This is a genomic window from Paenibacillus tritici (assembly GCF_018207515.1).
Lineage (GTDB): Bacteria > Bacillota > Bacilli > Paenibacillales > Paenibacillaceae > Paenibacillus_AQ > Paenibacillus_AQ tritici.
In genome coordinates, this window is the sequence record NZ_CP073365.1 from 2296144 (window position 1) to 2321768 (window position 25625).

Below are 25625 nucleotides of genomic sequence, written 5' to 3' on the forward strand. Positions count from 1 at the left end.
TATTTCATCCAAATTGTTCTAGAATGAACATGTGTATGGAGTAACCGGTTAGACAAGCCGGATTCAGAGAGGAGCAGTTAAATCGTGAAATATCGCAGATTAGGTGGAAGCGGACTTAAGGTCAGTGAGATCAGCCTGGGAAGCTGGTTGACCTACGGAGGTTATGTAGAGCAGGACAATGCCGTTAGGGCGATTGAAACCGCTTACTCCTTGGGCATCAATTTTTTTGATACGGCGAATGTCTATGAGAAAGGGGCGGCGGAAAAAGTGCTGGGTGCTACCCTAAGCAGCTATCCGCGTGAATCCTATGTGCTGGCGACCAAGGTATTCGGTGTAATGGGTGACGGTCCGAATGACCGCGGTCTCTCCCGTAAGCATATTACCGAGCAATGTCATGCCAGCCTGAAGCGGCTTGGCGCTGAATATGTGGATCTGCTGTATTGCCACCGGTATGACCCGGAGACCCCGATCGAAGAGACGCTGCGGGCACTGGATGATCTGGTGCGGCAGGGCAAGGTCCTCTATGTGGGAGTAAGTGAGTGGACGGCAGCACAGATGGCCGAGGCTCTTGCCGTTGCGGACCGTTATCTGCTGGATCATATCGTGGTTAACCAGCCGGTCTACAATATGTTCGAACGTTATATTGAGAAAGAGATTATTCCGCTTGGCCTGCGCAAGGGAATCGGACAGGTCGTATTCTCACCGCTTGCCCAGGGCCTGCTGACCGGTAAATACAGCTCGGTCTCCGATATTCCGGCAGATAGCCGGGCCGCGAGGCTCGACTGGATGCGCAAAGGGATTACAGAGGAGAAGCTCGGCAAGGTTCAGGAGCTGGGCAGGATTGCCGCAGAGCTGGAAATTACAGTAGGGAATCTGGCACTGGCCTGGATCTTGCGCCAGCCTAATGTAGCAAGTGCCCTGGTCGGCGCCAGCCGTCCGGAACAGGTCGAAGAGAATGTGAAGGCTTCCGGTATAGAGCTTACAGAGGATGTATTGACACGAATTGATGAAATTATCGGCTAAGAGAGAGGGAGGATTCAGATGAAGGTTCTATTTATCGGAGGTACGGGACTTATCAGTCAGGCAGTATCCCGGCTGGCAGTGGAACGGGGAATAGAACTGTATCTGTTCAACCGTGGAGAGCGCAGCGGATTTGTGCCTAAGGGTGCGCAGGTGATTCAGGGCGATATCCGTGATAAGGATAAGGCGGCCGAGGCGCTGAAGGAGTATGATTTCGATGTTGTAGTCGATTGGATTGCCTTCACGCCGGAGCATGTGCAGGCGGATATTGATCTGTTCACAGGCAAGACGCGGCAATACATCTATATAAGCTCGGCTTCCGCTTACCAGAAGCCGCAGCGTAGTTATCTGATCACAGAAGAGACACCGCTTGTGAATCCGTATTGGCAGTATTCCCGGGACAAGATTGCCTCCGAACAGCTGCTGCTGGAAGCTTATCAGAAGAGCGGCTTCCCGGTGACGATTGTCCGGCCTTCCCATACTTATGGGGATACAGCCATCCCGGCGGCGCTGACCAGCTGGAGCCATCCATGGTCACTGGTGGAACGCATCCGCAAGGGCCAGCCGCTTGTTATTCATGGCGACGGCACCTCTCTGTGGACCTTGACGCATAATACCGATTTTGCCAAAGGATTCGTCGGGCTGCTGGGACATCCGGAGGCGATTGGAGAAGCGGTTCACATTACCTCGGACGAGGTGTTGAACTGGAATCAGATCTACGCTGCCATCGGGGCGGCCGCAGGCCGTGAGCCGAAGGTTGTGCATATCTCGACCGACTTCATCGCTGCGAACACACCGGCCGGAACAGCGGACGGGCTGATTGGTGATCAGGCGGTCAGCAGTGTGTTCGACAACAGCAAGATCAAACGTCTGGTCCCTGACTTCCAGGCTACCGTCCCCTTCGCCGAAGGGGTGAAGCAGTCTATTGCCTGGTTCGAGTCTCATCCGGAGCGCTGCACCTCCGACCCTGACTTCTCCAAAATGCTGGACGGGTTAATCGCCAAGCATGGCGTTGATGCGAAGCTGCTAACCTATTACGTATAAGCAGAATCAGATAAGCTAGGCTGTTAAAAGTGGGTTTTCAACGAGGAAGACTGGCCACCTTCAATTTTAAAAGTATAAAAGTCTATAGAGCAGCGCTCCTCCTGTTATTGGAGGGGCGTTGCTCTATGTTGTAGTTCATAGCGTACAACAGCGATTGGAACAACGGTCCGTTCACGCAGCGTCCACCCAAGCGCTCACGTTAATCCTGCTCCAAATTAAAAAGCTGTTTGTACTTGGGTGTTCATTCAGCTTATGTCAGCTTATAGCCTGGTTATAGCATGAAACCCGGATTCGTGAATATACTCTGACTACCGAAATCCCCTCGAAAAAGGAGTCCTGGCCATGCCGACACACCCTTACGTCTCCCGTTTTTTTGTGAACACCGATGCACGCCGTGAGAAGCTGATTTATGATTTGCCGGAAGCCTGGTGGAGCCGTCCTTATGAATACGAATGGTGTACCCATTTCATTTCACCGCATGATGTTGTGCTGGATGCCGCCTGCGGGATTTGTCATCCGCTCAAGTTCTACCTTGCCGAGCATAGTGCAGAGGTCCATGCCTGTGATAAGGATGTGCGGATTCTGTCACGAGAAGCGATCATGCAGAATATTACCGAGGATATCGGAGCAGAGGCAGCAAAGCAGGTGGGGGCAGAATCTATGGGCAGGCTGCATCTGGCCCAGGCGGACCTGACCGCACTGCCGTATGACGATGAGAGCTTCGATACAGTATTTTGCATCTCGGTGCTGGAGCATCTGTCCGTACAGGAGGCGGTGCTTGCCGTCCGCGAGTTCCATAGAACACTTAATGGAGAAGGGCTGCTCGTCCTGACCTTTGATCATCCGACCGTCAACCTGCCGCGGATGAATGAGATTCTGCTGCAGGCCGGATTCCAGTACTGGGGGGAAACAGACTTCAATCTTCCGGCAGATGCTGCGCATACGGATCTGTATGGCGGTCTTAACTGCTTCCGGGCCGTTCTCAAAAAAGCGCAAATCTAGCAAATACCCTACCCCCATTTGGTTGTTTCCCTCCGGTGTAGTAGAATAACTTCAAGACTGAAGAAAGAAGGAGACAACCTCATGGGGATGATTGGCAACTATCTTGCTGTAAATGCAGAACTGCTTCAGGCTATACGGAATGAAGAAGTGAGCCTGCATGGGATCGGACCGAAGCTTGATATTGATAAGTCCTGGCAAGCTCTGCATTATATACTGAACGGCGGACAGGAGGGAGACGGCTCGCCGCTGGGTGCTGCTGTACCTCTGACCAGTCATTATATCGGGCACTATTCGGATGCCGAGGTCTTTGCCGTGGAACCGGAGCAGGTGAAGGAAACGGCAGCGGCGCTGGAAGGAATAGAAGAAGCCTGGCTGCGGGAACAATATTCATTCCGGCAGATGATGGAGGAAGGGATCTACCCGCTGGTGGAGGATGATGAGGCGGAAGAGTTCTTTGATTATATCTATACTTATTTCACGGCCATACAGGAATTCTACCGGACGGCAAGCGCAAGTCAATCCTGCGTTCTCTTCTATATTTCTTAAGCCAGGGTAACTATCACAGTCTACATTCATTAGTTAAAGGAGTCAGAGAACTTGCGCAGATATGCTCTATTATTCATGATTCTGCTCCTGCTTGTCCCGGCTGCGGGTGTTAGCGGCCAAGGTGCTGCTCCGCAGGAGGATATCCGCCTTGCTTTTGCCGGGGATATTCTGCTGGACGGCTTCGTCGGCGATCAGATCGCCAAGTACGGAGTGGATTTTCCATTTAAAAAGGTAGCTCCGGTGCTGCAAAAGGCAGACCTGGCTTTTGCCAATCTGGAGACTCCGGTCTCGGTGCGCGGTGAAGCGGCCGGCAAGACATTCACCTTCCGCTCGAAGCCGGCGGCATTGGCGGGATTAAGTTATGCAGGGATCGACGGGGTGTCCCTGGCCAATAATCATATTCTGGATTACGGGCGGACCGCCATGCTGGATACGCTGACCCATCTCGACCGGAATAAGATTGGGCATACAGGGGCAGGCCATAACATCGAAGAGGCTTTTAAACCGTATATCAAGACTGTCAAAGGCAAGCGGATCGCCATCCTGGGAACAAGCCGGGTGCTGTCTGACCCTTCCTGGTATGCAGGCAAGAGCAGTCCGGGTGCAGCCTCTGCCTATACGGCGGAACCGCTGCTGAGTGCAATTAAGAAGTCTGCCAAGGATAATGATTATACGATTGTATATATCCACTGGAATCAGGAATTCAAGGATTACCCGGAGGAATATGCCCGGAAGCTGGCCAAGCAGATGATTGACAGCGGAGCCGATATCATCCTTGGGGCGCACAGCCATTGTCTGATGGGGATCGAATATTACAAGCATAAGCCGATTTATTATTCGCTGGGTAATTTTGTGTTCAACCGCTCTACGCGGGGCGGGGACAAAACGCTGCATTCCATGCTGGTTAACTTCACTATTAATAATTCAGGGGTGACGAGCAGCATTACTCCGGTCAAAATTATTGGCGGTCAGCCGAACTTCATGGGGGAAGCCTACAATAAAGAGACCATCCGGAAGCTCAATCAGCTCTCCTTCAATGCGAAGATCGCAGCCGGAGGGGCAGTCAGCGAGAAGCTCTGAAGCAGCGGCACGGATCATAATATCAGACCAGCCCGGGGGAGGAGCTTCTAATCCCTTCCTGGGCTGTTTGGCGTCTTCCCGGTATTATTCATTTTGTGCTATTCATTCTTAGCATTGTACTAACTGCGTGGAGCTAATCTACTCTACAATATGAATATTAGTCCATCAAGGAGGGTCACGCACAAGTGAGAACGGGAACGGTGAGAAGTAAGGTTAAGTTTGACGGGGACTGGAGCTTTTATCGGGGGGAGCTTCATATTCCGTATGCAGTCAAAGGCGGAATGACAGGCGGGATTACAGATACGGGCGCTCTCCGGGAGGGGGAGTGGCTGGATATTGCTTTTAATGATAAAGGAATGAGTGAGCAGCAGCTGGAATGGACGGCGGTAAGCCTGCCGCATGACTGGTGTGTGGAGCAGGAGTACGTTCAGGATGAGGGATTGGGCTCGAGGGATGGCAGCCATGGTTATTTGCCGGGCGGGACCGGCTTCTACCGCAGAACCTTCACGCTTCCGGCAGAAGCATACGGGTCCAAGTGGAAGATCCGCTTCGACGGAGTATCCGGCACCAGCACAGTCTGGGTCAACGGGCATCTGCTCGGCTCGCATCACGGCGGTTATATCGGGTACAGTTATGATCTGACGGATGTACTCCGCTATGGCGGGGAAGGCACCAATGTCATTGTCGTCAAGGTTGATGCCACGGAATGTGAAGGCTGGTGGTATGAGGGCTGCGGCATATACCGGCATGTCTGGCTGGAGAATACGGACCGCCTGCATGTGGCTGAGTACGGCACCTATATTACGACGCCGGAGGTTGCCAAGGATCAGGCTGTGGTTCATCTCCGTACCCGTATCCGCAATGACTATCCCGAAGGGATGCAGGTATCCCTGCGGACCGTAATCTATGATGCTGCCGGAATGCAGGTCTGCGCGGGATCGGCGGAAGCCTATGCGGACTGGTACGCGGATACGGAACTGGAGCAGAGCTTCCATGTGGAGCAGCCGATGCTCTGGTGTCCTGATTCCCCTTCCCTGTACAGGGCTGAATCGACGGTTATAGCGGGAGGTCAAGAGCTGGACCGGTACGAGACGATCTTCGGTATCCGCAGTATCCGCTTCGACCCGGAGGAGGGATTCTTCCTGAACGGTGAACCGCTGCTGATCAAGGGGACATGCAATCACCAGGATTTTGCCGGAGTAGGGGTAGCGCTGCCGGACAGCCTGATTGAATACAAGCTAAGACTGCTGCAGGAGATGGGCTCTAACGCTTACCGCAGTGCGCATCATCCGCCAACGCCTGAGCTGCTGGATATCTGCGACCGGATCGGGATGCTGGTGATGGATGAGAACCGTAAGCTGGACAGCAGCCCGAATGGCCTGAGCCAGCTGGAACGGATGCTCTACAGGGACAGGAATCACCCTTGCGTCATTATCTGGAACCTGGAGAATGAGGAGGTTCTTGAAGGAACCGTGACGGGGGCCCGGATTCTTAAGACGCTTGCGCAGACGACCCGCCGGATTGACCCGACCCGCCCGACCTCGGCTGCCATGAATCACGGCTGGAATGAGAATGGCTATAATGATGCGGTAGAGATCACAGGCTATAATTATGGACACAGGGCAGACCAGAGCATTGACATCCGGGACCACGGGCTGTATCCGGGCCGCCTCATGATTGGCAGTGAATGTGCCAGTTATACTGCAACCAGGGGCATCTATGAGGATGATCCGGTCAAAGGCTATTGCTCTGAATACGGGACGAACATTCCGTCATGGGGCTGCACTCCGCAGCAGGCATGGAGCGATCTTGTGAAGCACCGCTTCCTGACCGGTGTCTTCATGTGGACAGGCTTCGATTACCGGGGAGAGCCGACGCCTTACCTCTGGCCTTGCATCAATTCGCATTTCGGGCTGATGGACACCTGCGGGTTCCCTAAGGACAGCTATTACTACATGCAGTCCGTATGGAAGGAGGAGCCGATGGTTCATCTGCTTCCGCACTGGAACTGGTCCGGGTCCGAGGGCAAGCCGGTGGAGGTGCGGGTGTTCGCGAATACCGATACGGTAGAGCTGATTCTGAACGGCAGAAGTCTGGGTGAACAGCAGGTGGATATGACCGGGTATTTGTCGTGGGAGGTTCCCTATGAACCCGGTGAGCTGCAAGCTGCCGGCAAGCGCGATGGGCAGATGATCGCCGAGAAGACAGTGGTCACTGCCGGTCAGCCTTACCAGATCGGATTGTTCCCGGATCGGCTGGACGCCCGGGCGGACGGCTCGGATACAATTCCGGTCCGTGTCGCCATTCTGGACAAACAGGGGTATGTCGTTCCGGGAGCCGACAACGAGATCCGCTTTGAAGTGACGGGAGCCGGTGCGCTGCTCGGCACAGGCAACGGCAATCCAAGCAGCCATGAGCCGGATAAGTCTGTGCTGCGGCGGGCTTTTAACGGGTGGTGTCTGGCCTTAGTTCAGACTTCAGCAGCAGCAGGCGCTATTCAGGTGCGGGCCGTATCCATGGGGCTGAAGTCTGCGGAAGTGATGCTGCAATCTGCTTCAGAATCCGAGTAAGGCTGGCAGCAGACTTCCGGGCCGGACTAATGATTAGCCGCTGGTGGAACGATAATATACAGATAACGAATTCCTTGCAGAGGATGTCCCGCGAATGATGCCTAAGCTTAAGAAATATATGCCGTTCACCTATAAAATGATGATTCCCTATCTGCTGCTGGTTCTCCTGACCGATGTGTTCATCGGCTATATCTCGTATTCCATGCTGACCGACTCCAGAACAGAGATGGCCGAGTCCAACATCAGAACGGGAATGGAGCAGTCGAGGAACAATATCCGCTATCAGATGGATGAAATCCAGCGGATGTCGGACAACCTGTTCGGCAGCCAGCCGTTCCAGCGTGCGCTGGAGATGAAGGGGACGCCGTTCGAGATTTATCTGACGATGCTTGATGAGATCGTGCCCCAGATTACCGCGCCCCTGCAGCTCTTCGGGAATAAGATCCGTTTCATTCTTTATACTCCGAATGCGGATCTCAACATTGTATCCGGGGACAATCTGAATGAGCCGATCATTAAGAGCGACTATTATATTCTGTCCTTGGATGACATTACCGGGAGTGAATGGTACCGGTCCCTCAAGGATTCCAAGCGCGACAACCTGTGGCTGCAGATTGATACGGACCAGAAGCTGGGCAATCTCTCGCATGTGCGCAGACTCGTCAATTTCAGTGATTACCAATCCCTGATCGGCTATGTGCGGATTACCGTATCTCTGGAGGACCTGTTCGGCGGCTTCGATACCTTCCCGCTGGATGAGGGGATCACGCTGCGGCTGGTGGAGGAGGCTACCGGAGACATTCTGTTCCAGCGGGGAACCGCCAATTATAACAGCGGAGAAGAGAATTTTCTCAGTCTGCATGAACAGATTCCGGGCAGTAATTTCATCATTGAAGCCCTGGTCCCGCAAAAGTATCTGACTCAGGACGCCGGACGGCTGCGCAGGGTAATCATTGCGGTCTGTAGTCTGAGCTTCCTGGTGATGACCATTATCGGCTATGTGGTGGCACGGATCTCCGGGCGCAAGATGAGCCGGATTGTAGGTCTGGTGCGCTCCTTCCAGGAGGGGAATTTCCAGAAGCGGATCCGCTTCTCGGGCAATGATGAATTTGTACAGATTGCAGATTCCTTCAATGACATGGCTACGAATATTCAGGAGCTGATCAACAGCGTCTATGTACAGGGAATCCAGAAGAAGCAGGCGGAGCTTGAAGCGCTGCAGGCCCAGATTAACCCGCATTTTCTCTATAATACGTTATCTACGATCAGCAGCCTGGCGAATCTGGGCGAAATCGGCAAGGTTACGGAGATGGTGCAGGGATTGTCACGCTTCTACCGGCTGACGCTGAATCAGGGCAATGTCTACATTGAACTGGAGAAGGAGCTGGAGCAGGTGGAGACCTATCTCGAGATCCAGCGGGTTAAATATGCGGATGCCTTCACGCTGTACGTTGATGTTGATGAGGAAATTAGACATATGCAGGTGATCAAGCTGCTGCTTCAGCCTTTTGTGGAGAATGTGTTCAAGCATGCCTGGTTCGGAGAGACCATTGCCATCCGGTTGACCGGCAAGCGGGTGGGAGGCAACATTGAGCTGAAGGTAATAGATAACGGGATTGGGATGCGCCCGGAGGTAGTCAGGCGAATGATGCAGGGACCCGGCCAGTCCGGCGGTTACGGGGTCAGGAACGTGGATGAGCGGATCAAGCTCAGATACGGTGAGGCGTACGGGGTGAGCATTGCCAGCTTCTACGGAGGAGGAACAACCGTGCGGCTGCTTCTTCCTGCCGGGCTTCAGGATGATGAGGATCTGTAGCCGGGCCGCTAATTAGCCTTGCGGCAATGCAGCACGTACACACAGGAGGGCAAGATTGCGATGAGTATCAATGTATTACTGGTTGACGATGAAGCTATTGATCTGGAGTGGCTGCGGCGCAGAGTGCTGGCCAGCCCGCTCGATCTGGCAGTGGTAGGAACGGCGAACAGCGGCTTCAATGCGCTTAAGATCATGGAGCAGGAGAGGGTGGATATCATCCTGTCCGATATACGGATGCCGATTATGACGGGAACGGAGTTCGCCCGCCGGGCCAAGGTCATTCATCCGAAGGTCAAAATCGTCTTCATCAGCGGGCATGAAGATTTCAGTTATGCCAAGGAGGCGATAGAGATCAATGCTTCAGGGTATTTGCTGAAGCCTGTGGAAGACAAGGATCTCTACGAAATGCTGGAGTCCCTGTCTGCATCTCTGGAGCAGGAACGGGAGCAGAACCGCTCCTTCACTGAAGCGCTGTCGCTTGTGAACAAGGAGCTGATTCTGCGCTGGTTCGAAGAGGCCTCGCCTGAACCGGCGGAGCCGCATCTGCGCAGTGCCTTGAATCCGTTGCTGCAGAAGGGGGCGGCTGCGGCCATTGTTGAGATTGATGATCTGGAATGGAAGCTCCGCGACCTGTCCGAGGAGGAGGCGCGTGTCAAGACGCGGCAGATGACCGGACTGATCAGAGCGTTCGTGGAGAGTGCCAAGCTGGGGACGCTGATTCCGGTCCATCATCACCGGTTCGTCATTCTTTGCAGCCTTCCGCCGGACAGCTTCCTTAGTCTGCTGGATGAGCTGATTCAACATATGGCGGGCAGCTCCCCCTGCACATTAACTATCGGCGTCGGGCGTTATGCCCAGGATGAGGCGGGCCTGCACGAATCCTACCAGCAGGCAACGGCCGCACTTAGCGCGAAGTGGCTGCTCGGGAAGAACCGGCTGATCCGTGATAACCTGGAGTCTTCCCCGCGCGGTACGCCGGGGGCCCGGATCGAACAGACGGTTGTGCAGCTGCTGGAGGCGATTATCCAGTACGACCTGGTGGCGATTGACGATCATCTGCTGGAGCTGTTCAAGAGCGCCGGCAAGAAGGATGTCTATGAGCTGATTGTCCGCATTACCTCCAAGCTGCATGCCGACCTGCAGCAGCAGAACGAGAATCTGTATGAACTCCTGCAGTGGGAGTCCCACCAGCCGGACATCCTGTTCCAGTTCGAGACGATTCACGACATCCTGTCCTGGATGAGACGGAGGTTCTTCGAGCTGTCGGAGCTGCTGTACGTGAAGCGGCAGCGGCAGAAGCGCAAGCTGATTGATGAGATTATGAACTATGTGGAGGAGAATCTGGAGAAGAAGATCACGCTGAAGGAAGTAGCGGCCCATTTCGACTTCACACCGAATTATCTGGGCTTCCTGTTCAAGGAGGAATACGGGCTCCCCTTCAGTGAATACGTCAATGAACGCAAGACGGGCAGAGTCTTCGAGCTGCTCAGCGATCCGACGCTCAAGATCTATGAGATTGCAGAACGCATGGGCTATAAGAACATTATCTATTTCAACCGGCAGTTCAAGCAGATTACCGGCATGACGCCGGGGGAGTACCGGAAGAAGCAGAAAATATAAGTTTTGAAATACCAAACGTTGCCAATCCTGATTTTCATATCAGAGGCAACGTTTTTTGTTTTTTTGGACAGTATATGTTTTAAACGGATCGTTGAATAAGTATTACTTTTAGTTGATAGCCTTAATCCCCACCGGGAGGACGCTTATTTATAATAAAGCTATAGAGAAATGGGATATTGGAAAGGGGATTCAAGATGAAACAGAAACAACATGGATTCTGGGACGATGTCAAGAAGTACAGATCCTTGCTTCTTATGCTGACACCGGCTGTATTGTTCTTCCTGCTCTTTGCTTATATACCAATGTCAGGCATTATTCTGGCGTTTAAGCAATACGACTACACCGGCGGGGTGTTCGGCAGTCCCTGGAACGGATGGGACAACTTCAAATTCTTCTTCGACTCCGGTGACGCCTGGCGCGTAACGCGTAATACGGCACTGTATAACATTGCATTTATCGTTGTGAACAACGTGCTTCAGATCTTTGCAGCGATCCTCCTGTTCGAGGTAGCAGGCAAATGGTTCCGCAAGCTTACGCAAACTGTGTTGTTCCTGCCTTATTTCATCTCCTGGGTTGTGGTTGGAGCGATTGCGTACAACCTGTTCAACTTCGATGTAGGAACCATCAACGTATTGCTCAAAGGCCTCGGCATGCAGCCGGTGGATATCTATAATACAGCAGCCTACTGGCCGTTCATCCTGGTTATTGTCTCCGCCTGGAAGACACTGGGTTACGGAACGATCATGTATCTGGCCGCGATCACCAGCATTGATACCGAGATGTACGAAGCCGCCGAGATTGACGGGGCGAATATTTTCCAGCGGATTATGAAAATTACGGTTCCGAACCTGATGCCGACCGTCATCATTCTGGTCCTGCTGGCTATCGGTAATATCTTCCGCGGGGACTTCGGGATGTTCTACAACATGGTCGGCAACAACGGCCTGCTGTTCTCATCCACAGACGTAATCGACACCTTCGTCTTCCGTTCGCTGACCACATCCAATGAAATCGGAATGTCCGCAGCAGCAGGCTTCTATCAATCACTGCTTGGCTTCGCAACGATTATGCTCGCCAACTATGCGGTACGCAGATATGACAAAGATCGTGCTCTATTCTAGGAAAAGGAGGTAATGCCCAATGAGTTCAACCACTGCTAATCTTAAAACACCGGAAGTACGCAGAAAGTCCGGCAACAGAGACAAGATGATCCTGTCCTTAATCGGATATGTAACCCTTACTGTGCTGGCTATCTTCTGTATCTTCCCGTTCATTCTGGTGATATCCTCCTCTCTGAGTGAGGAGAGCGCGATTATCGAGAAAGGGTTCCAGATCTTCCCGACCGCCTTCTCGACAGAAGCCTACAGCCTGCTGTTCAAATATCCGGCTGAGATGCTCAGAGCTTACGGCGTGACCATCTCCGTGACTGCCATCGGCACACTGGTTGGATTGTTCCTCACCTCGATGACGGCCTATGTGCTGTCCCGGAGAGACTTCAAGTGGCGCAGCCGCTTCTCGTTCTTCTTCTTCTTCACTACATTGTTCAGCGGCGGTCTGGTGCCGTGGTATCTGATGATCGTCAATTATCTGCATCTGAAGGATACCCTGCTGGTGCTGATCCTGCCGATGATGCTGAACGTGTTCTATATTATCGTCATGAAGTCTTTCATGAGCAGCATTCCTGACGCCATTACCGAATCCGCCAAAATCGACGGAGCCGGCGATTTCCGGATCTTCATGCAGCTGATTGTGCCGTTGTCCAAGCCTGCCCTGGCGACCATTGGTCTGTTCATTGCCCTGGCTTACTGGAATGACTGGTACAACGCGCTGCTCTTCATCTCCAAGTCAGAGCTTATGCCGCTTCAGTATTATCTATACAAAATGCTGGGTAACATGGACGGCATGCGTAAGGCAATGATGGCCTCCGGCGCGGTGGTCAACACCGATCTGCCAACCGAAAGTCTGAAGATGGCCATGACGATTGTGGCTACAGGGCCAATCCTGCTGGCGTATCCGTTCATTCAGAAATATTTCGTAACAGGTCTTACGATTGGTGCAGTCAAAGGATGATCACAGGGTAACCTGGTTATCAATATAAAGCCTAAGCAACTATTTTCTTAAGGGGGAAATACAGGTCATGATGAACAAGAAAAAGAAACTTACAGTTACGCTTGCAACGATGCTGACACTGGGGACGGTCCTCAGTGCCTGCGGTGGCGGCAATAATAACGGGAATACAGGTGCGGAAGCTACGAAGGCTCCGGCAGCATCGGAGGGAACTACGGATTCCGGCGCTCCTGACACCTCCAAGGAAGTTAAGCTCAAAATGATTCTGGTCGGCGGACAGCCTGGCGATTACGACAAGGTATTCGGTGAACTGAACACTAAATTGAAAGAAAAAATCAATGCTACAGTGGAAACGGAATTCCTGGACTGGTCTGACTGGACACAGAAATATCCGCTGAAGTTCGCGGCTAATGAAGATTTCGACCTTGTGTACACTGCGAACTGGGCCTTCTATAATGATCAGGCACTCAAAGGCGGATTCCTGGAATTAACCGAGGATATGCTGACCAAGTATATGCCGCAAACCTGGGAAGCCATGCCGAAAGTGAACTGGGATCAAGCGAAAGTGGACGGCAAGCTATATATGGTTCCGAACAACAATGTTGAAGTAACCGACAAGGTAGTCCTGTACCGTGAGGATCTGCGCAAGAAGCACAATCTGCCTGAAATCAACAGTGCGGAATCGTACGCCACCTATCTGAAGGCTATTGCCAAAGATGAAAAAGGCATCACTGCCTTCGGTGCCAAGCCTGCAGACGGCTGGAAGTTCCATGAGCTGGATCAGACGCTGCTGGAGCAGAACAACAACTTTAACCTGGTAGATGCAAGCCTGCTGCCGCTGGCGTACAAGCTGGACGATGCTTCCGGCAAAATCTTCAATATCTACGACACACCGGAATTCACTTCCCTGCTGCAATACTACAAAGATCTGGCCGATAATGGAGCATGGTCCAAAAACGTAGTCAGCAACAAAAATGATGTATGGCAGGATGTCAAAGCAGGCAAGGTGTCCTCTTATGCCCACAACCTGGGAACGGTAGCGGCTAACCTGGCCGAAATGCGCCGTGACAAACCGGATGTGGAGCTGGGGATTGCCGACCTTACACCGGACAAAAAGAAAATTGCCGCGATCTCAACCCAGAACGGAATGTCCATCCATGCAAGCTCGAAGAATCCTGAGCGTGCGCTGATGCTGATTGACCTGCTGCAAAATGACAAGGAAATTCATGACTTGACGATGTATGGTATCGCCGGAAGCAACTATAATCCGGAAGGCGACAAGAAGTTCACAGCAGGTCCTGCTGCCGCGAACTACACAGGCTTCTCCAACTGGGGCTGGAACTCCCCGCTGAACCGTCAGGATGCAGCTTATCCTAAGGAAGCGGATGACATGTTCAATAGCTGGCAGTCCAGCATCTATCACTTCCCGCTGGAGACCTTCGTCTTCGACTCCACACCCGTGAAGAACGAAGTAGCGAATATCGGTAACGTGATGCTGCGTTATGCCATTCCGCTGGAATACGGATTGATTGATGATCTGGCCAAAGGTCAGGCAGACCTGATCAAGCAGCTGAAATCGGCCGGTCTTGATAAGGTGCAGACTGAAATGCAGAAACAAATTGACGCCTTCCTGGCTGCTCAGAAATAATAGCTGAATAAGAGAGAAGCTTATGTAACGGCTTCCGGGCTGCCCCAAAGCATAGCTTTGGGGCAGTTTGTATGAAATTAACTGCGAAGGAGCAACTTCCATGAAATACACGATTCAGGCTAAGGCAGCCCCCAAGAATATCTATCCGTCAACGCTGCGTCTGGGCGGAACCAGTCCCCAGGGGGATGAGATCAGCTTCACCAATTATTATATGGAGCTGAACGGCAAGCCTTATTTCGCCATCTGCGGCGAATTCCATTATTCCCGTTATCCTGAAGCGGATTGGCAGAGCGAGATCCGCAAGATGAAGCTGTCCGGGATTAATGTGATTGCTACTTATATTTTCTGGAACCATCATGAAGAGCTGGAAGGGGAATTTGAATGGGCGGGCAACCGGAATCTGCGGCGGTTTGTGGAGCTATGCCGGGATAACGGCCTCTATGTCATTCTGCGTGTCGGCCCGTTCTGCCACGGCGAGGTCCGCAACGGCGGGCTGCCGGATTGGCTGTTCGGACGGGAATTCGATGTCCGCTCGAATGATGAGGGTTATCTGAGCTATGTGAACCGGCTGTTCCGGGAGATCGGGAAGGAGGCTCGCGGCCTGATGTTCAAGGATGGCGGCCCGGTCATCGGCATTCAGCTGGAGAATGAACTCAATGCTGCAGCCGCATTGTGGGAAGAGACAGCCAAGCAGGGCGACGAGTATCTCAGCGGAGGAGCGAGCGGCGAGGCAGGCTCGGAGCATATGCGCCTGCTTAAGCAGTATGCGGTGGATTCAGGCCTGATTGCCCCGATCTATACCAGCACCGGTTGGGGCGAAGCGCCGTTCCTGGAGGATGAGGTGCTTCCGCTGTATGGCGGGTATGCTTATACTCCATGGAGCATCAGTGATCCGAACCAGGTCCAGAAGCCGACTCCGGAATATGTATTCGTGAACTTCCATGATGATGAGGCGCCGGGCGGCGAATTCAACCCGCCGTATGTGCGGACGAAATATCCGTTCGCCTGCTGTGAGATGGGCGGGGGGATGCAGACCTGGTATCTGTCCCGGTTCCAGGTGGAGCCGGAAAGTGTAATCGCTATGACCTTAATGAAGCTTGCCGGAGGCTGCAACTTCATCGGGTACTATATGTTCCATGGCGGAACGAATCCCGTAGGCAGAACCGGATACCTGAACGAGAGCACCACACCGAAGCTGACGTATGACTTCCAGGCGCCAATCGGAGAGTTCGGCCAGATCCGCGAATCCAATCATCTGCTTCGTCCGCTGCATTATTTCCTCCGCCGGTTCGCAGACCGGCTTGCGCCTATGGTGACTGTACTTCCCGAAGGGGCAGAAGCGATCACACCGGAAGATGCACATACGCTGCGTTATGCGGTCCGTACAGATGGCAAGTCCGGATTCCTGTTCGTCAATAATTATCAGGATCATGTCGATATGGATACCCATGAAGAGGTTGTATTTGCCGTAGAGCTTGGAGAGGAGCGTCTCAGCTTCCCGCAGCGGAGTTCACTGACGATCCAGGCCAAGGCTTCCTTCCTGCTTCCGTTCAACTTCGCGCTGGATGGCTTGAATCTTAAGTATGCTACAGCCCAGCCGGTAACGGCTGTGGAAACGGATGAAGCGGCTACCTATTTCTTCTCCATGCCCGAAGGCGTAGACGGTGAGTTCCATATTGATGCGGAAGCCGGCATTCTGGAGGTGGCTGCCGATGGAGGAGACGTTGCAGAGGTTGGCGGCTACAATGTGCTGATTCCGCACGACAAGTCGTCCATGATTGTCATCCGGCGGGACGGCGCCAGAGAAGTCCGTATCTATGCGATGAGCGCCAAGGAAGCGTCAACCTTATGGGAGCTTGAAGAGGGCGGACAGAACCGGGTGATGTTCTCGCCGGTGCCTCCGGCTCAGACCCCGGACGGGATTGAATTCATCGGCTCAGGGCAGAATGAATTCACGTTCCGTGAATATCCGGGCGGAGCTGATGCAGCGCAGTGGAATACTGTACAGGCGGACGCTACGGTCAGCGGACGGAGCGAAGGCTGGTTCCAGGCTTATGATGTGGAGGTTCCGCTGAAGAGCATCGAGTTTACAACACGGCGGGTCCATGACCATAAGGTGATACTCCAGCTGCCCGAGGATGTATTGGAAGGCGCGGAAGAAGTACTGCTGAGTATTGATTATACAGGGAATGTGGGGTATGCCTTTGCCGCGGGCCAACTGTTCCACGACCATTTCTACAATGGGCTGCCTTGGGAAATCGGGCTGTCCCGGTTCCGTGATGTGCTGCGCCGGGGCGAGATTGTGCTGGAGACCACGCCGCGCCGCACAGGTGCGGTATCTGTCGCCGCTGATGCAGCGATGGCGGTGGAGAAGGTATTCGAGGGGGAAGCTATTGCTGTGTTCCACAGCGTTACTGCTGCGCCAGTCTACCGGATCGGGCTTAGACGGCAGAAATGAAAAAGTGAAGGAATGCTACTGACATACCGTTGTCAGTAGCGGGGTTGTACAATTAAGACATAACCAGCCACATATTCTAAGGAGGACATTATGTCAGTAATTGGACCCGACTTTATTTCACTTCAAGTGAGCAATCTTGAAGGCTCTGCTGAATTCTATCAGAACTATCTTGGGCTTGTCCGCTCACAGGCGGGCCCCCCTCATGCTGTGGTCTTTGAGACCAAGCCTATTGCCTTTGCTCTTCGTGACCTGATTCCGGGAACAGAACTCGGTTCAGGTACTCAGCCTGGACTGGGTGTCGCGCTGTGGCTTCATGCCCCGGATACGCAAGCAATCCATGACAAGCTTGTTGCAGCAGGCGTACAGATTACATCCGCACCCATAGATGGACCCTTCGGGCGAACCTTCACCTTTGCCGACCCGGACGGTTACCAGATTACCCTTCATAGTAAAGGTTGATATCCCAAAAGCCATGAAATGGCTGAGCAGGATCAGCGTGAGCACTTGGATGGACGCTGCGTGAACGGACCGTTGTTCCAATCGCTGTTGTCCCCCGATTTTATTGATTCCCCTTAGCGGTGAAAATCCGGGGACAAAGGCGACCGCTGACGCTTTTACACAATCGTTCCGTCCTCTCCGCTGTTTGAGCGGGAAAAGGTTCTTCAAATCTTTCTAAAATCACAAAAAGAAACCATCCTTTGGTAAATGGAGTTACCACACCACCATTTCAAAGGAGAGGTTTCTTTTGTGCATTCAATAGTCCATGGACCCACTTTGCTTGCCAATGGACCTGGAAGAAGTCATTCCGGAAAATCACCTCGATCGCGCTCGTGAATGCCGCTGTCAATCGGCTAGCCGACGCCATTTTTGACGCTGCTTATCACGGCGGCGGCCGCGATAGCTACCACCCTAAAATGCTCACCAAAGTCATGATCTACGTTTACACTCAGCGAAACTATTCGTCTCGGCAAATCGATAAGGCCGTACGAGAGATCATCCCTTTCATGTGGCTGGCCGGACGACAGCGACCCGACTTCCGCACGCTGAACGCTTCTGTTCCAGCGGATTGGAGAAGGTGACGCATGATGATAACCTTTTATTGTGGATTAGGATTAGCAATCTAAAGGCCTGAATTCAGGGAACGGAGGCTAAATGAACCAATGAGGAGCATTAGTGCACCTGAATTCAGTGGACAGAGGCTAAATGAGCCAATGAAGAGCATTAGTGCACCTGAATTCAGGGGACTGTGGCTAAGTGAGCCAATGAAGAGCATTAATACACCTGAATTTAGTGGACGGGAGCAAAATGAGCGAATGAAGAGCATTAATGCACCTGAATTGAGCGGACGCTACCTAAATGAGCTACTTTTTCCATTTAAACAGCGGAGCGCCCCCCAAGTGCATACATTGATCCTGCTCCAAAAGAAAGGGGCTGTCCCAAGCAGCCATTTCATGGCTTTTGGGACAGCCTCATTCTTGTTTCAACAAGCTCAGAATCAGCCCTTAACCGCCCCGGCGACTACGCCCTTGACGATGTATTTCTGCAGGAAGATGAAGACAACGATGGATGGAAGCACGGCCATTACCATGGCGGTCATGGCATACTGCCAGTCCGAGGTATACTGGCCGACGAAGGTGTAAGCAGCCAGCGTCAGTGTCTTCGTATCCGGCGAGCCGTTCACCATCAGCAGCGGGAGCAGGAAGTCATTCCAGATCCACATTACATCAATGATAACAATGGTGGTGGTGACCGATTTCAGCAGCGGGAAGATGACGCTGAAGAACAAGCGGAAGCCGGAAGCGCCGTCGATTGTCGCGCTTTCATCAATTTCCGTCGGAATTCCCTTCACGAAGCCGTGGTAGATGAATACGGCCAGCGGAGCGCCGAAGCCCCAGTACAAGAGGCCTAGTCCCCAAGTGCTCTCGGACAGATTCAGGTTCTTGGCTGTCTGCAGCACGGTAAGCATGATCGACTGGAACGGGATCAGCATCGGCATAATACACAGGAAGTACAGGACGCCGCTCCATCTGGTTTTGGTCCGTGCCAGCTTATAGGCGGCAATGGAGGAGATGAACACGATACCGAGCAGGCCGACGCCGGTGATAATGAAGTTATTCAGGAACAGCCGCGGATAGTTGATGAACTCCCAGACATAGGAGTAGTTGCTGAAGGTGAGCTGCTTCGGCAGGGCGATGACGTCGGTCATGACCTCGCCGAAGCTTTTTAACGAGTTAATGATCGTCAGGAACAGCGGATACAGGAACAGCAGAGACAAGAGGACCAGGACAACTTCCAGGATGATCTTGCCCGCCTTGTTATGGTTTGTTTTCATTAGGCCTCTACCTCTCTCCGTTTGAAGACTGTCAGCTGGATGATCGTTACGACTAGCACTGCCAGGAACAGGATCAGCGCTTTGGCTGTACCATAGCCGTACAGGTTGTTCTGGAAGGTATCCCGGTAGATATCATAAGCGATACTGTAAGTGGTTCCACCGGGACCGCCGCCGGTCAGCGACAGAATGACATCGAACACCTTGATCGAGTTAGTCAGCGCCATGAAGACGGAGATCGTGATCGACGGAGCAAGCAGCGGCAGCGTAATGCTGAAGAATTTTCTCATCGGTCCGGCCCCGTCTACCGTAGCGGCTTCCTTGAGATCTTCAGGCACCGACTGCAGACCGGCAATGTATATGACCAGATAGAACCCGATGGACTGCCAGATGGATACGCCCAGGATGGAGATGAAGGCCAGTCCCGGTGTCCCAAGCCAACTTAAGTCGAAGATGGCCCAGCCGGTGCTCTCGCCCAGCGAGTTGAAGCCCTGCATGAAGATGAATTTCCAGATGAAGCCGACAATGACAAGACTGAGGATATAAGGGATGAAGAAGGCCGCTCTCAGCCAGGAGGTACTCTTCAGCTTCATGTCCAGCAGGACCGCCAGCAGAATCGCCAGCACGTTGACAATGACAATATAGAGCACCGCATATTTAATCGTGAACCAGGCGGCATCAGAGAAGTTGGTATCGCCTGAGAAGATCTGCTTGAAGTTGTCCAGGCCGACGAATTTGGGATGCTTGGAAATCCCGTTCCACTTGGTCATCGAATAGCGGATGGTCATGGCAAAGGGAATATAGAAGGCTACAGCGATACAGATTAGAACCGGGAGTGTGAAGATTCCGAATTCGAATTTCTCGCGCCATTCTTTTCCGAGTCTTTTTAACATGGATGCACCTCTTCTTGAGTTATAGGGTGGGAGTATTGTGCCTGGCTTGCCACACTTAACCATTCCGGTTAGTCTATATTGTGTATTATAGAGCAGACCCCTATACTCAAAAATGGATTTAAGAGTACAGTTAAGGGTAAAAAGGTGAACGGACTGCGGAGGCAAAAAAGACGCCTGAAACGGGCGCCAGGGAGGACGGAGGACATCATGAAAAAAGGTTGGTATACGCTGATAGAGCCTTTGCTGGAGCGGATTTCCCGTCGTCTGGTCAACAAGCTGATTCTGTTGTTTACGGCTATCATCATCCTGGTGGTCAGTTCACTTACATACATTTCTTATAGAATGCTCCAGCGGGAATCGGTGAATAACAGCATTGCAAGTACGGGGAATAACCTGCTGCTGGTTGGCCGTAATCTGGAGAGTTACCTGAATGGGATCGAGCAGTTGTCCCTGCCCCAGATCTCCTACGATGAGTTCAATTATGCCCTTCTGCATGAATCGGAGGACTACAGCTCCCGGATGTATGTGGAGGATTACCTGAGGAATCTCTACTTCTCCCGCAATGATCTGGAGGCGGTATACCTGTATGTGATCAAGGAGCAGAAGTATTATTATGTCACCAAGGAGAATTATAATATTACCGTCCGGGTGTCCGAACATCCACCGATCGGGAACCTGCCCTGGTACAAGCGGGCGCTGGAGAGTCCGTATAACCGTTCTTATCAGTCTTTTGCAGAGGCAAGTCCCGTTCTGGAGAATAGTGCAGATTATCCCGTTAACAAAGACAAGGTCTTCATGGGCTATCACCGGCTGATACGCTCCATCGTCTCCCGGGAGCCGCAGGCGGTGTTATCGCTGTACCTGAATTCCTCGGTGACGGATGAGATAATGCGGGACATCCCGTTCAGCACCGGAGAGCATCTGATGTATATCAGCCCGGATAATGAACCGTTCATGGTGGATGACAAGGAATTCTACCGGGAGAGCCGGGAAGCGGGGCTGAGTGATCTGTTGACCCCGGCACAGAAGGGGCGTGTAACATGGTCCGACAAGGAGCAGAAGTACCTGGTGATCTACGACATCAGCCAAAAGGAAGGCTGGAAGCTGGTCAAGCCGATTCCCTACTCCAAAATCTATGAAGCAGCGACAACGACGCGTACGTTAAGCGTAGCGATTGGCCTGCTGTTCCTGATCGTATCTGTGGTGCTGGTCAGCTTCACTTCCAACCGGATTACTCATCCGCTGAAGAACCTGTCGCTGCAGATGAAACGGTTCAGTACCGGGAGCTTCGACGCCCAGGCCACCGTTGAGGGCAAGGATGAGATCGCTTACCTGTCGCGCCATTTCAACAAGATGGTCGAGAATACGAATGAACTGATCAATGAACGCTACAAAATGAAAATCACTGAAAAAAATGCCGTCCTCAAAGCACTGGAGGCTGAAATTAATCCCCATTTCCTGTACAATGCGCTGCAGGCGATCTCTACCAAGGCGCTGAAGAACAACAATGATGATATTGTCGAGATGGTGGACAACCTGGCCCTAACCTTACGGTATTGTATTAGCGGCAGGGATGTCGTCCAGGCCAGGGAGGAGCTGCGGCATATCGAGCGGTATCTGGCGCTGCAGAAGGCGCGGTTCGGTAGCCGGATGCAGGTGGTGTATGCCTGGGAGGACAGTCTGATGGAGCTGAGGATACCCAAGCTGTCGATCCAGACGCTGGTCGAGAACTGCATCAAGCACGCGCTGGAGAAGGTATCGAGCACGGTTACGATCCGCATTGAGGCGCATGTCACCGAGACACACAGCATTATTTCGGTGCTGGATGACGGGCCGGGCATCAGCGCAGAGCGGCTGGAGCAGGTCATGAGCTCTCTTCAGATCCAGTGGGAGGACCGCGGTTCGGATACAGAGGAAGAGAGCGGTCATGAGAGTATCGGCCTGAAGAATCTGAATACCCGGCTGAAGCTTTTATATGGAGAAGAGGCGGGCCTGGTGATTCATAGCACGGAACAGGGAACACAAATGGATATGCGGCTGCCGCGGGGAGGAGTGGGACAACATGTATAGAGTGCTGATTATTGACGATGAGGAGCCGCTGCGCGAAGCGATCCATATCCTGGGGGACTGGGAGGGAATAGGTGTCAGCGAGGTTCTGGAGGCGACAGACGGGAAGGCGGGCCTTGCCATGCTGCGCCGGGAGAGATTCGATCTGGTGCTGGTGGATATGAAAATGCCCGAGCTAAGCGGGGCCGAGCTGCTGCAGATAGCCGAGCAGGAATTCCCGGATCTGCTGCTGATTGTGATCAGCGGCTACAATGACTTCGAGTATACGCGCCAGGCGATCCGCTCCAAGGTGGTGGATTACCTGCTCAAGCCGGTGAACCGTACAGACCTCAACCAGGCCTTGCGTAAGGCCGTCGGGGTGCTGGATGCCAAGCGGAAGCGGGAGAGTGAGTTCATCAACCGTAATATAACGCTTAACATGTCGGTGCCCAAGCTGAAGGAGAAAATGTATGTGTCGATTATTGAGCGGAGCTTCAAAACCCAGTCCAATGAGGCCTTTCTGCCGCTGATTGGTGCTGACGGAGCGGCCAGCCACTTCGCTTGCGGCATTCTGCGAATGCTTAATCTGGAGAAGGTACGTAAGGAAAGATTCCATGGAGACCGGGATTTGCTGCATTTTGCCGTGACCAATGTAATGAATGAGAACAGCGACGGGCAGTTCGAGTCGTTCAGCTTCGCCAGTCCCAAAGGAGAGCGGGAGTTCATTGCGATCTTCACGATGAAAGGCGGATACGAAGAGGATGCAGCCTTCCTGTCGCTGCACCATATGAAGAGAGCGGCGTCTACCCTGAAGGAGTTGTTCGGCATCATCTGTGCAGGCGGCATAGGGGAGCCTTGCAGCGATTCGCTTAGCCTTGCCGGGTCTTATGAGCAGGCCAAGGAGGCCCTGGACAGTATGGATCTGCTCAGCTTAAAGGGCAGTCTGATCCGGCAGGGCGGGTCTGCTAAGCCGGTATCCCGGGATAATCCCTCGCTGACCGGACGGATGCCGCAGATCCGCAGCGCACTGGAGAGCGGGAACGTTAACCATGCACGGAGTATTCTGAGCGAATTCATCCGGAAATGCCAGGAGACAGAGGTGTTCACGCTCGGGGAGGCGGACAGAACCCTGCAGGGGTTCGTGCTTGTATTGAATGAGATTGCTACCTCGCTGGATGCGGTGCCGCCGCAGATCCGCAGCGGGAAGGATGGCGGTCTACATTCCTCTGGAATCAGCAGTGACTTTGCCTCCTTTGAGCAGTTCGGGGGCGTGCTTAACGGAATCTTTGACCTTTATTCAGGCCAGATCAGCCGGACGATGTCAGCAGACCGCGGCAGTGTGCTGGAAAATATTAAAGCATACATTGATAACCATTATTTTGAGGATATTAAGATATCGAAGTTCACGGAACAATATTTCCTGAGCAGAGAATACTTGATGAAGCTGTTCAAGGGACAATATGGATACGGCATTCACGAGTATGTGCAGAAGGTAAGAATGGACAAAGCCAAAGCGCTGCTGTCCGATCCGGCCCTCAAAATTCAGGATATCTCCGAAATGCTGGGGTATAAGGACAAGAACTATTTCAGCAAGGCGTTCCGCAATTACTATGATTGCTCACCTTCTGAATTCCGGCTGCAGCGGCCAGGGGTAGAAAAGTGAAACGGTTACATGAACACACTTTTTTACCCTCATCAGTTCACTTATGTACATTCTTATCCTTTTTCTTTTTATTTAGAATGATGAGCAAGACCACAAGATGCATAAGGAAAAAGGGGGCAACATCATGTTAAAACGATTCATGGCACTATCTGCGAGTCTGCTGCTCGTAGGCGGATTGCTGGCCGGTTGCGGCGGAAATAACACCAATAATGCCGCTAACAACACGGGTGGAACAAATGGAGCAGGCAATACGCCTACTGATTCTTCCAAGCCGGTCACCATTAATATGTTCACCGCATCTCCTGAATACACTGAGGCCTTCAATGCTTATATTGCCGAATACAAGAAAGTAAAACCTAATGTAACGATCAATCTGGAAATTATGCAGGCTGACTACAATACGGTGCTGAAATCCAAAATTGCTGCAGGCAGCACACCGGATGTGTTCCAGACCACTGCGGGCGGCGATATCGACACGTTTGCCGAATACAGTGCAGACTTGACCAATGAACCGCTGGCTGCAGCGATGACAGATGCGGTCCGTTCCAACATGAGCTCTACGGATGGCAAGGTACTCGGACTGCCGGTCAAAGGCAATCTGTTCGTCCTGATGTACAACAAGAAGCTGCTGGCAGACGCCGGAATTACTGAGGTTCCCAAGACTACTGCTGAAATGGATGACGTCATCACCAAGCTCGAAGCGAAAGGCATCACGCCCTTCGCCAACGCTTATAAAGAGTGGTGGGTATGGAAGCATATCTTCCAGCACTTCGTTGACGCTGCGGCAACAGATGCAGGCACCGATGCCAAGACGCTTGTAGCTGACTTCATCGCCGGCAAGACGACCTTCAAGGATCATCCGGTATTAAGCGACAACTTCTTCAACTTCATTGATACGACGGTTAAGCACGGTACGGACAAGCCGCTGGAACGCGACAGCAATGCTGAAGTCAGTGACTTTGCCCTTGGCAAAACAGCCTTCATGACCGGTAAGGGCGCATGGGATGAAGAAGCGATCAAGAAAATCACCCCTGACTTCGATCTCGGCATCGCCGGCTATCCGGTCAGCGACAAAGCAGAGCAGTCCCAGATTATCACCGGTGCTGACCAGGCGCTGCGCATTAACAAGGATTCTGCTGTAGCCGCTGAGACGATTGAATTCTTCAACTGGCTGTACACGTCCGAGTATGGCAAGAGCTGGTTCTCCACAGTAGCCAAGGTTATTCCTCCAATCAAGGATGCACCGATGCCTGACCTGCAAATGCCTAAGGAAATGGAAGAAATCCTCAAAACCGAGAAATCCGGCGACCTGTCGGTGAACTACTCGCTGGATACGTTCCACCAGAAATTCGGTGAATTGATGCAGGCTTATATCGGCGGCAGCAAGACCAAAGATCAAGCGATTGACGAAATTCAGAAGGCCTGGATTCAATTCGGGTCCGCACAATAAGAGTTATTAGTCCCGGGACGGCCTCCTTTATTACTGAGGGGGCCTTCTTTTTATGTAACATCGAATTTTGGAGCGAGCGATGTTCAAGTGGCTGGACGTAACTCCGGGAGCTTTGGATTTCCGGCCGCTGTTGTCTCCAGATTTCCTGAATTATACCGCTTACAGCGGTTGAAATCCGGAGACAAAGGCGGGCGCTATCGCTCCTCCAATTCCAAACCTCCCTCCGTTACTTCGCCACTTATGCGGCTGCACAAAAATTCAGGGATTACGAATATAAGAGAAGACCTTATATTCAGGATGGGCAGGAAAACAAGATAACCAAAGAGATCAGAGAGATAAGAGATAAGAGATAAGAGATAAGAGATTAAAGATT

The 25625-nt window shown here is 52.6% G+C and carries 18 protein-coding genes and 1 pseudogene; 17 read left to right on the forward strand and 2 right to left on the reverse strand.

The window, feature by feature from the left end:
• Positions 1-84 precede the first annotated feature (84 nt).
• From KDC22_RS09650 to KDC22_RS34000, 14 genes and pseudogenes are all read left to right on the forward strand, one after another.
• A complete protein-coding gene (locus KDC22_RS09650; protein ID WP_211722865.1) occupies positions 85-1023 on the forward strand; it encodes an aldo/keto reductase family protein in 939 nt (312 codons plus the stop codon).
• 18 nt (positions 1024-1041) lie between these two features.
• Positions 1042-2064 carry an SDR family oxidoreductase gene (locus KDC22_RS09655; RefSeq protein ID WP_211722866.1) on the forward strand — a complete coding sequence of 341 codons (1023 nt, stop codon included), beginning with the start codon at positions 1042-1044 and terminating at the stop codon, positions 2062-2064.
• Positions 2065-2406: 342 nt separating this feature from the next.
• On the forward strand, positions 2407-3066 hold the full coding sequence (locus tag KDC22_RS09660) for a class I SAM-dependent methyltransferase (protein ID WP_211722867.1): 660 nt from the start codon (positions 2407-2409) through the stop codon (positions 3064-3066).
• 81 nt (positions 3067-3147) lie between these two features.
• Complete coding sequence (locus KDC22_RS09665) at positions 3148-3612, forward strand: YfbM family protein (RefSeq protein ID WP_211722868.1); 465 nt, start codon at positions 3148-3150, stop codon at positions 3610-3612.
• A gap of 75 nt (positions 3613-3687) precedes the next feature.
• Positions 3688-4692, forward strand: a complete 1005-nt coding sequence (locus KDC22_RS09670; RefSeq protein ID WP_173138716.1) for a CapA family protein — start codon at positions 3688-3690, stop codon at positions 4690-4692.
• A gap of 185 nt (positions 4693-4877) precedes the next feature.
• Entirely contained in the window at positions 4878-7262 is a 2385-nt protein-coding gene (galA, locus tag KDC22_RS09675) for a beta-galactosidase GalA (RefSeq protein ID WP_211722869.1), read from the forward strand.
• A 94-nt stretch (positions 7263-7356) separates the two neighbouring features.
• Complete coding sequence (locus KDC22_RS09680; RefSeq protein WP_211722870.1) at positions 7357-9078, forward strand: sensor histidine kinase; 1722 nt, start codon at positions 7357-7359, stop codon at positions 9076-9078.
• 60 nt (positions 9079-9138) lie between these two features.
• Positions 9139-10698, forward strand: coding sequence for a response regulator (locus KDC22_RS09685; protein WP_211722871.1), 1560 nt, complete (start codon positions 9139-9141; stop codon positions 10696-10698).
• 194 nt (positions 10699-10892) lie between these two features.
• Positions 10893-11819, forward strand: a complete 927-nt coding sequence (locus KDC22_RS09690; protein ID WP_173138533.1) for an ABC transporter permease — start codon at positions 10893-10895, stop codon at positions 11817-11819.
• A gap of 19 nt (positions 11820-11838) precedes the next feature.
• On the forward strand, positions 11839-12768 hold the full coding sequence (locus KDC22_RS09695; protein ID WP_173138531.1) for a carbohydrate ABC transporter permease: 930 nt from the start codon (positions 11839-11841) through the stop codon (positions 12766-12768).
• Positions 12769-12838: 70 nt separating this feature from the next.
• Positions 12839-14413, forward strand: coding sequence for an extracellular solute-binding protein (locus KDC22_RS09700; protein ID WP_425517053.1), 1575 nt, complete (start codon positions 12839-12841; stop codon positions 14411-14413).
• 100 nt (positions 14414-14513) lie between these two features.
• Positions 14514-16871: a beta-galactosidase gene (locus KDC22_RS09705; protein WP_211722873.1), complete on the forward strand. Its 2358-nt coding sequence runs from the start codon at positions 14514-14516 to the stop codon at positions 16869-16871.
• A 90-nt stretch (positions 16872-16961) separates the two neighbouring features.
• Positions 16962-17330, forward strand: a complete 369-nt coding sequence (locus tag KDC22_RS09710) for a VOC family protein (protein WP_173138518.1) — start codon at positions 16962-16964, stop codon at positions 17328-17330.
• Between the two features lie 304 nt (positions 17331-17634).
• A pseudogene (locus KDC22_RS34000) lies at positions 17635-17920 on the forward strand (transposase); the annotation flags it as partial.
• Between the two features lie 446 nt (positions 17921-18366).
• On the opposite strand, the gene KDC22_RS09720 reads toward KDC22_RS34000, so the two are convergent.
• Positions 18367-19203, reverse strand: a complete 837-nt coding sequence (locus KDC22_RS09720) for a carbohydrate ABC transporter permease (RefSeq protein WP_173138516.1) — start codon at positions 19201-19203, stop codon at positions 18367-18369.
• Positions 19203-20093 (reverse strand): carbohydrate ABC transporter permease, encoded by an 891-nt coding sequence (locus KDC22_RS09725; protein ID WP_211722874.1) that lies wholly within the window; start codon positions 20091-20093, stop codon positions 19203-19205. Before KDC22_RS09725 ends, KDC22_RS09720 begins: the two co-directional genes overlap by 1 nt.
• A gap of 207 nt (positions 20094-20300) precedes the next feature.
• Here KDC22_RS09725 and KDC22_RS09730 point away from each other — a divergent pair, with 207 nt between their 5' ends.
• From KDC22_RS09730 to KDC22_RS09740, 3 genes are all read left to right on the forward strand, one after another.
• Positions 20301-22163 carry a sensor histidine kinase gene (locus tag KDC22_RS09730; RefSeq protein ID WP_211722875.1) on the forward strand — a complete coding sequence of 621 codons (1863 nt, stop codon included), beginning with the start codon at positions 20301-20303 and terminating at the stop codon, positions 22161-22163.
• On the forward strand, positions 22156-23802 hold the full coding sequence (locus KDC22_RS09735; RefSeq protein ID WP_211722876.1) for a response regulator transcription factor: 1647 nt from the start codon (positions 22156-22158) through the stop codon (positions 23800-23802). The genes KDC22_RS09730 and KDC22_RS09735 overlap by 8 nt, the downstream gene beginning before the upstream one ends.
• Before the next feature lie 124 nt (positions 23803-23926).
• Complete coding sequence (locus KDC22_RS09740) at positions 23927-25252, forward strand: ABC transporter substrate-binding protein (protein WP_211722877.1); 1326 nt, start codon at positions 23927-23929, stop codon at positions 25250-25252.
• Positions 25253-25625 lie beyond the last annotated feature (373 nt).

What these genes read in the sequence shown, in the direction of transcription:
- KDC22_RS09720 (WP_173138516.1), bottom strand. Translation starts at nt 19,203, where the DNA reads ATGAAAACAAACCATAACAAGGCGGGCAAGATCATCCTGGAAGTTGTC.
- KDC22_RS09655 (WP_211722866.1), top strand. Translation starts at nt 1,042, where the DNA reads ATGAAGGTTCTATTTATCGGAGGTACGGGACTTATCAGTCAGGCAGTA.
- KDC22_RS09690 (WP_173138533.1), top strand. Translation starts at nt 10,893, where the DNA reads ATGAAACAGAAACAACATGGATTCTGGGACGATGTCAAGAAGTACAGA.
- KDC22_RS09665 (WP_211722868.1), top strand. Translation starts at nt 3,148, where the DNA reads ATGGGGATGATTGGCAACTATCTTGCTGTAAATGCAGAACTGCTTCAG.
- KDC22_RS09730 (WP_211722875.1), top strand. Translation starts at nt 20,301, where the DNA reads ATGAAAAAAGGTTGGTATACGCTGATAGAGCCTTTGCTGGAGCGGATT.
- KDC22_RS09685 (WP_211722871.1), top strand. Translation starts at nt 9,139, where the DNA reads ATGAGTATCAATGTATTACTGGTTGACGATGAAGCTATTGATCTGGAG.
- KDC22_RS09735 (WP_211722876.1), top strand. Translation starts at nt 22,156, where the DNA reads ATGTATAGAGTGCTGATTATTGACGATGAGGAGCCGCTGCGCGAAGCG.
- KDC22_RS09660 (WP_211722867.1), top strand. Translation starts at nt 2,407, where the DNA reads ATGCCGACACACCCTTACGTCTCCCGTTTTTTTGTGAACACCGATGCA.
- KDC22_RS09725 (WP_211722874.1), bottom strand. Translation starts at nt 20,093, where the DNA reads ATGTTAAAAAGACTCGGAAAAGAATGGCGCGAGAAATTCGAATTCGGA.
- KDC22_RS09740 (WP_211722877.1), top strand. Translation starts at nt 23,927, where the DNA reads ATGTTAAAACGATTCATGGCACTATCTGCGAGTCTGCTGCTCGTAGGC.
- KDC22_RS09700 (WP_425517053.1), top strand. Translation starts at nt 12,839, where the DNA reads ATGAACAAGAAAAAGAAACTTACAGTTACGCTTGCAACGATGCTGACA.
- KDC22_RS09670 (WP_173138716.1), top strand. Translation starts at nt 3,688, where the DNA reads ATGATTCTGCTCCTGCTTGTCCCGGCTGCGGGTGTTAGCGGCCAAGGT.
- KDC22_RS09705 (WP_211722873.1), top strand. Translation starts at nt 14,514, where the DNA reads ATGAAATACACGATTCAGGCTAAGGCAGCCCCCAAGAATATCTATCCG.
- KDC22_RS09710 (WP_173138518.1), top strand. Translation starts at nt 16,962, where the DNA reads ATGTCAGTAATTGGACCCGACTTTATTTCACTTCAAGTGAGCAATCTT.
- KDC22_RS09680 (WP_211722870.1), top strand. Translation starts at nt 7,357, where the DNA reads ATGATGCCTAAGCTTAAGAAATATATGCCGTTCACCTATAAAATGATG.
- KDC22_RS09695 (WP_173138531.1), top strand. Translation starts at nt 11,839, where the DNA reads ATGAGTTCAACCACTGCTAATCTTAAAACACCGGAAGTACGCAGAAAG.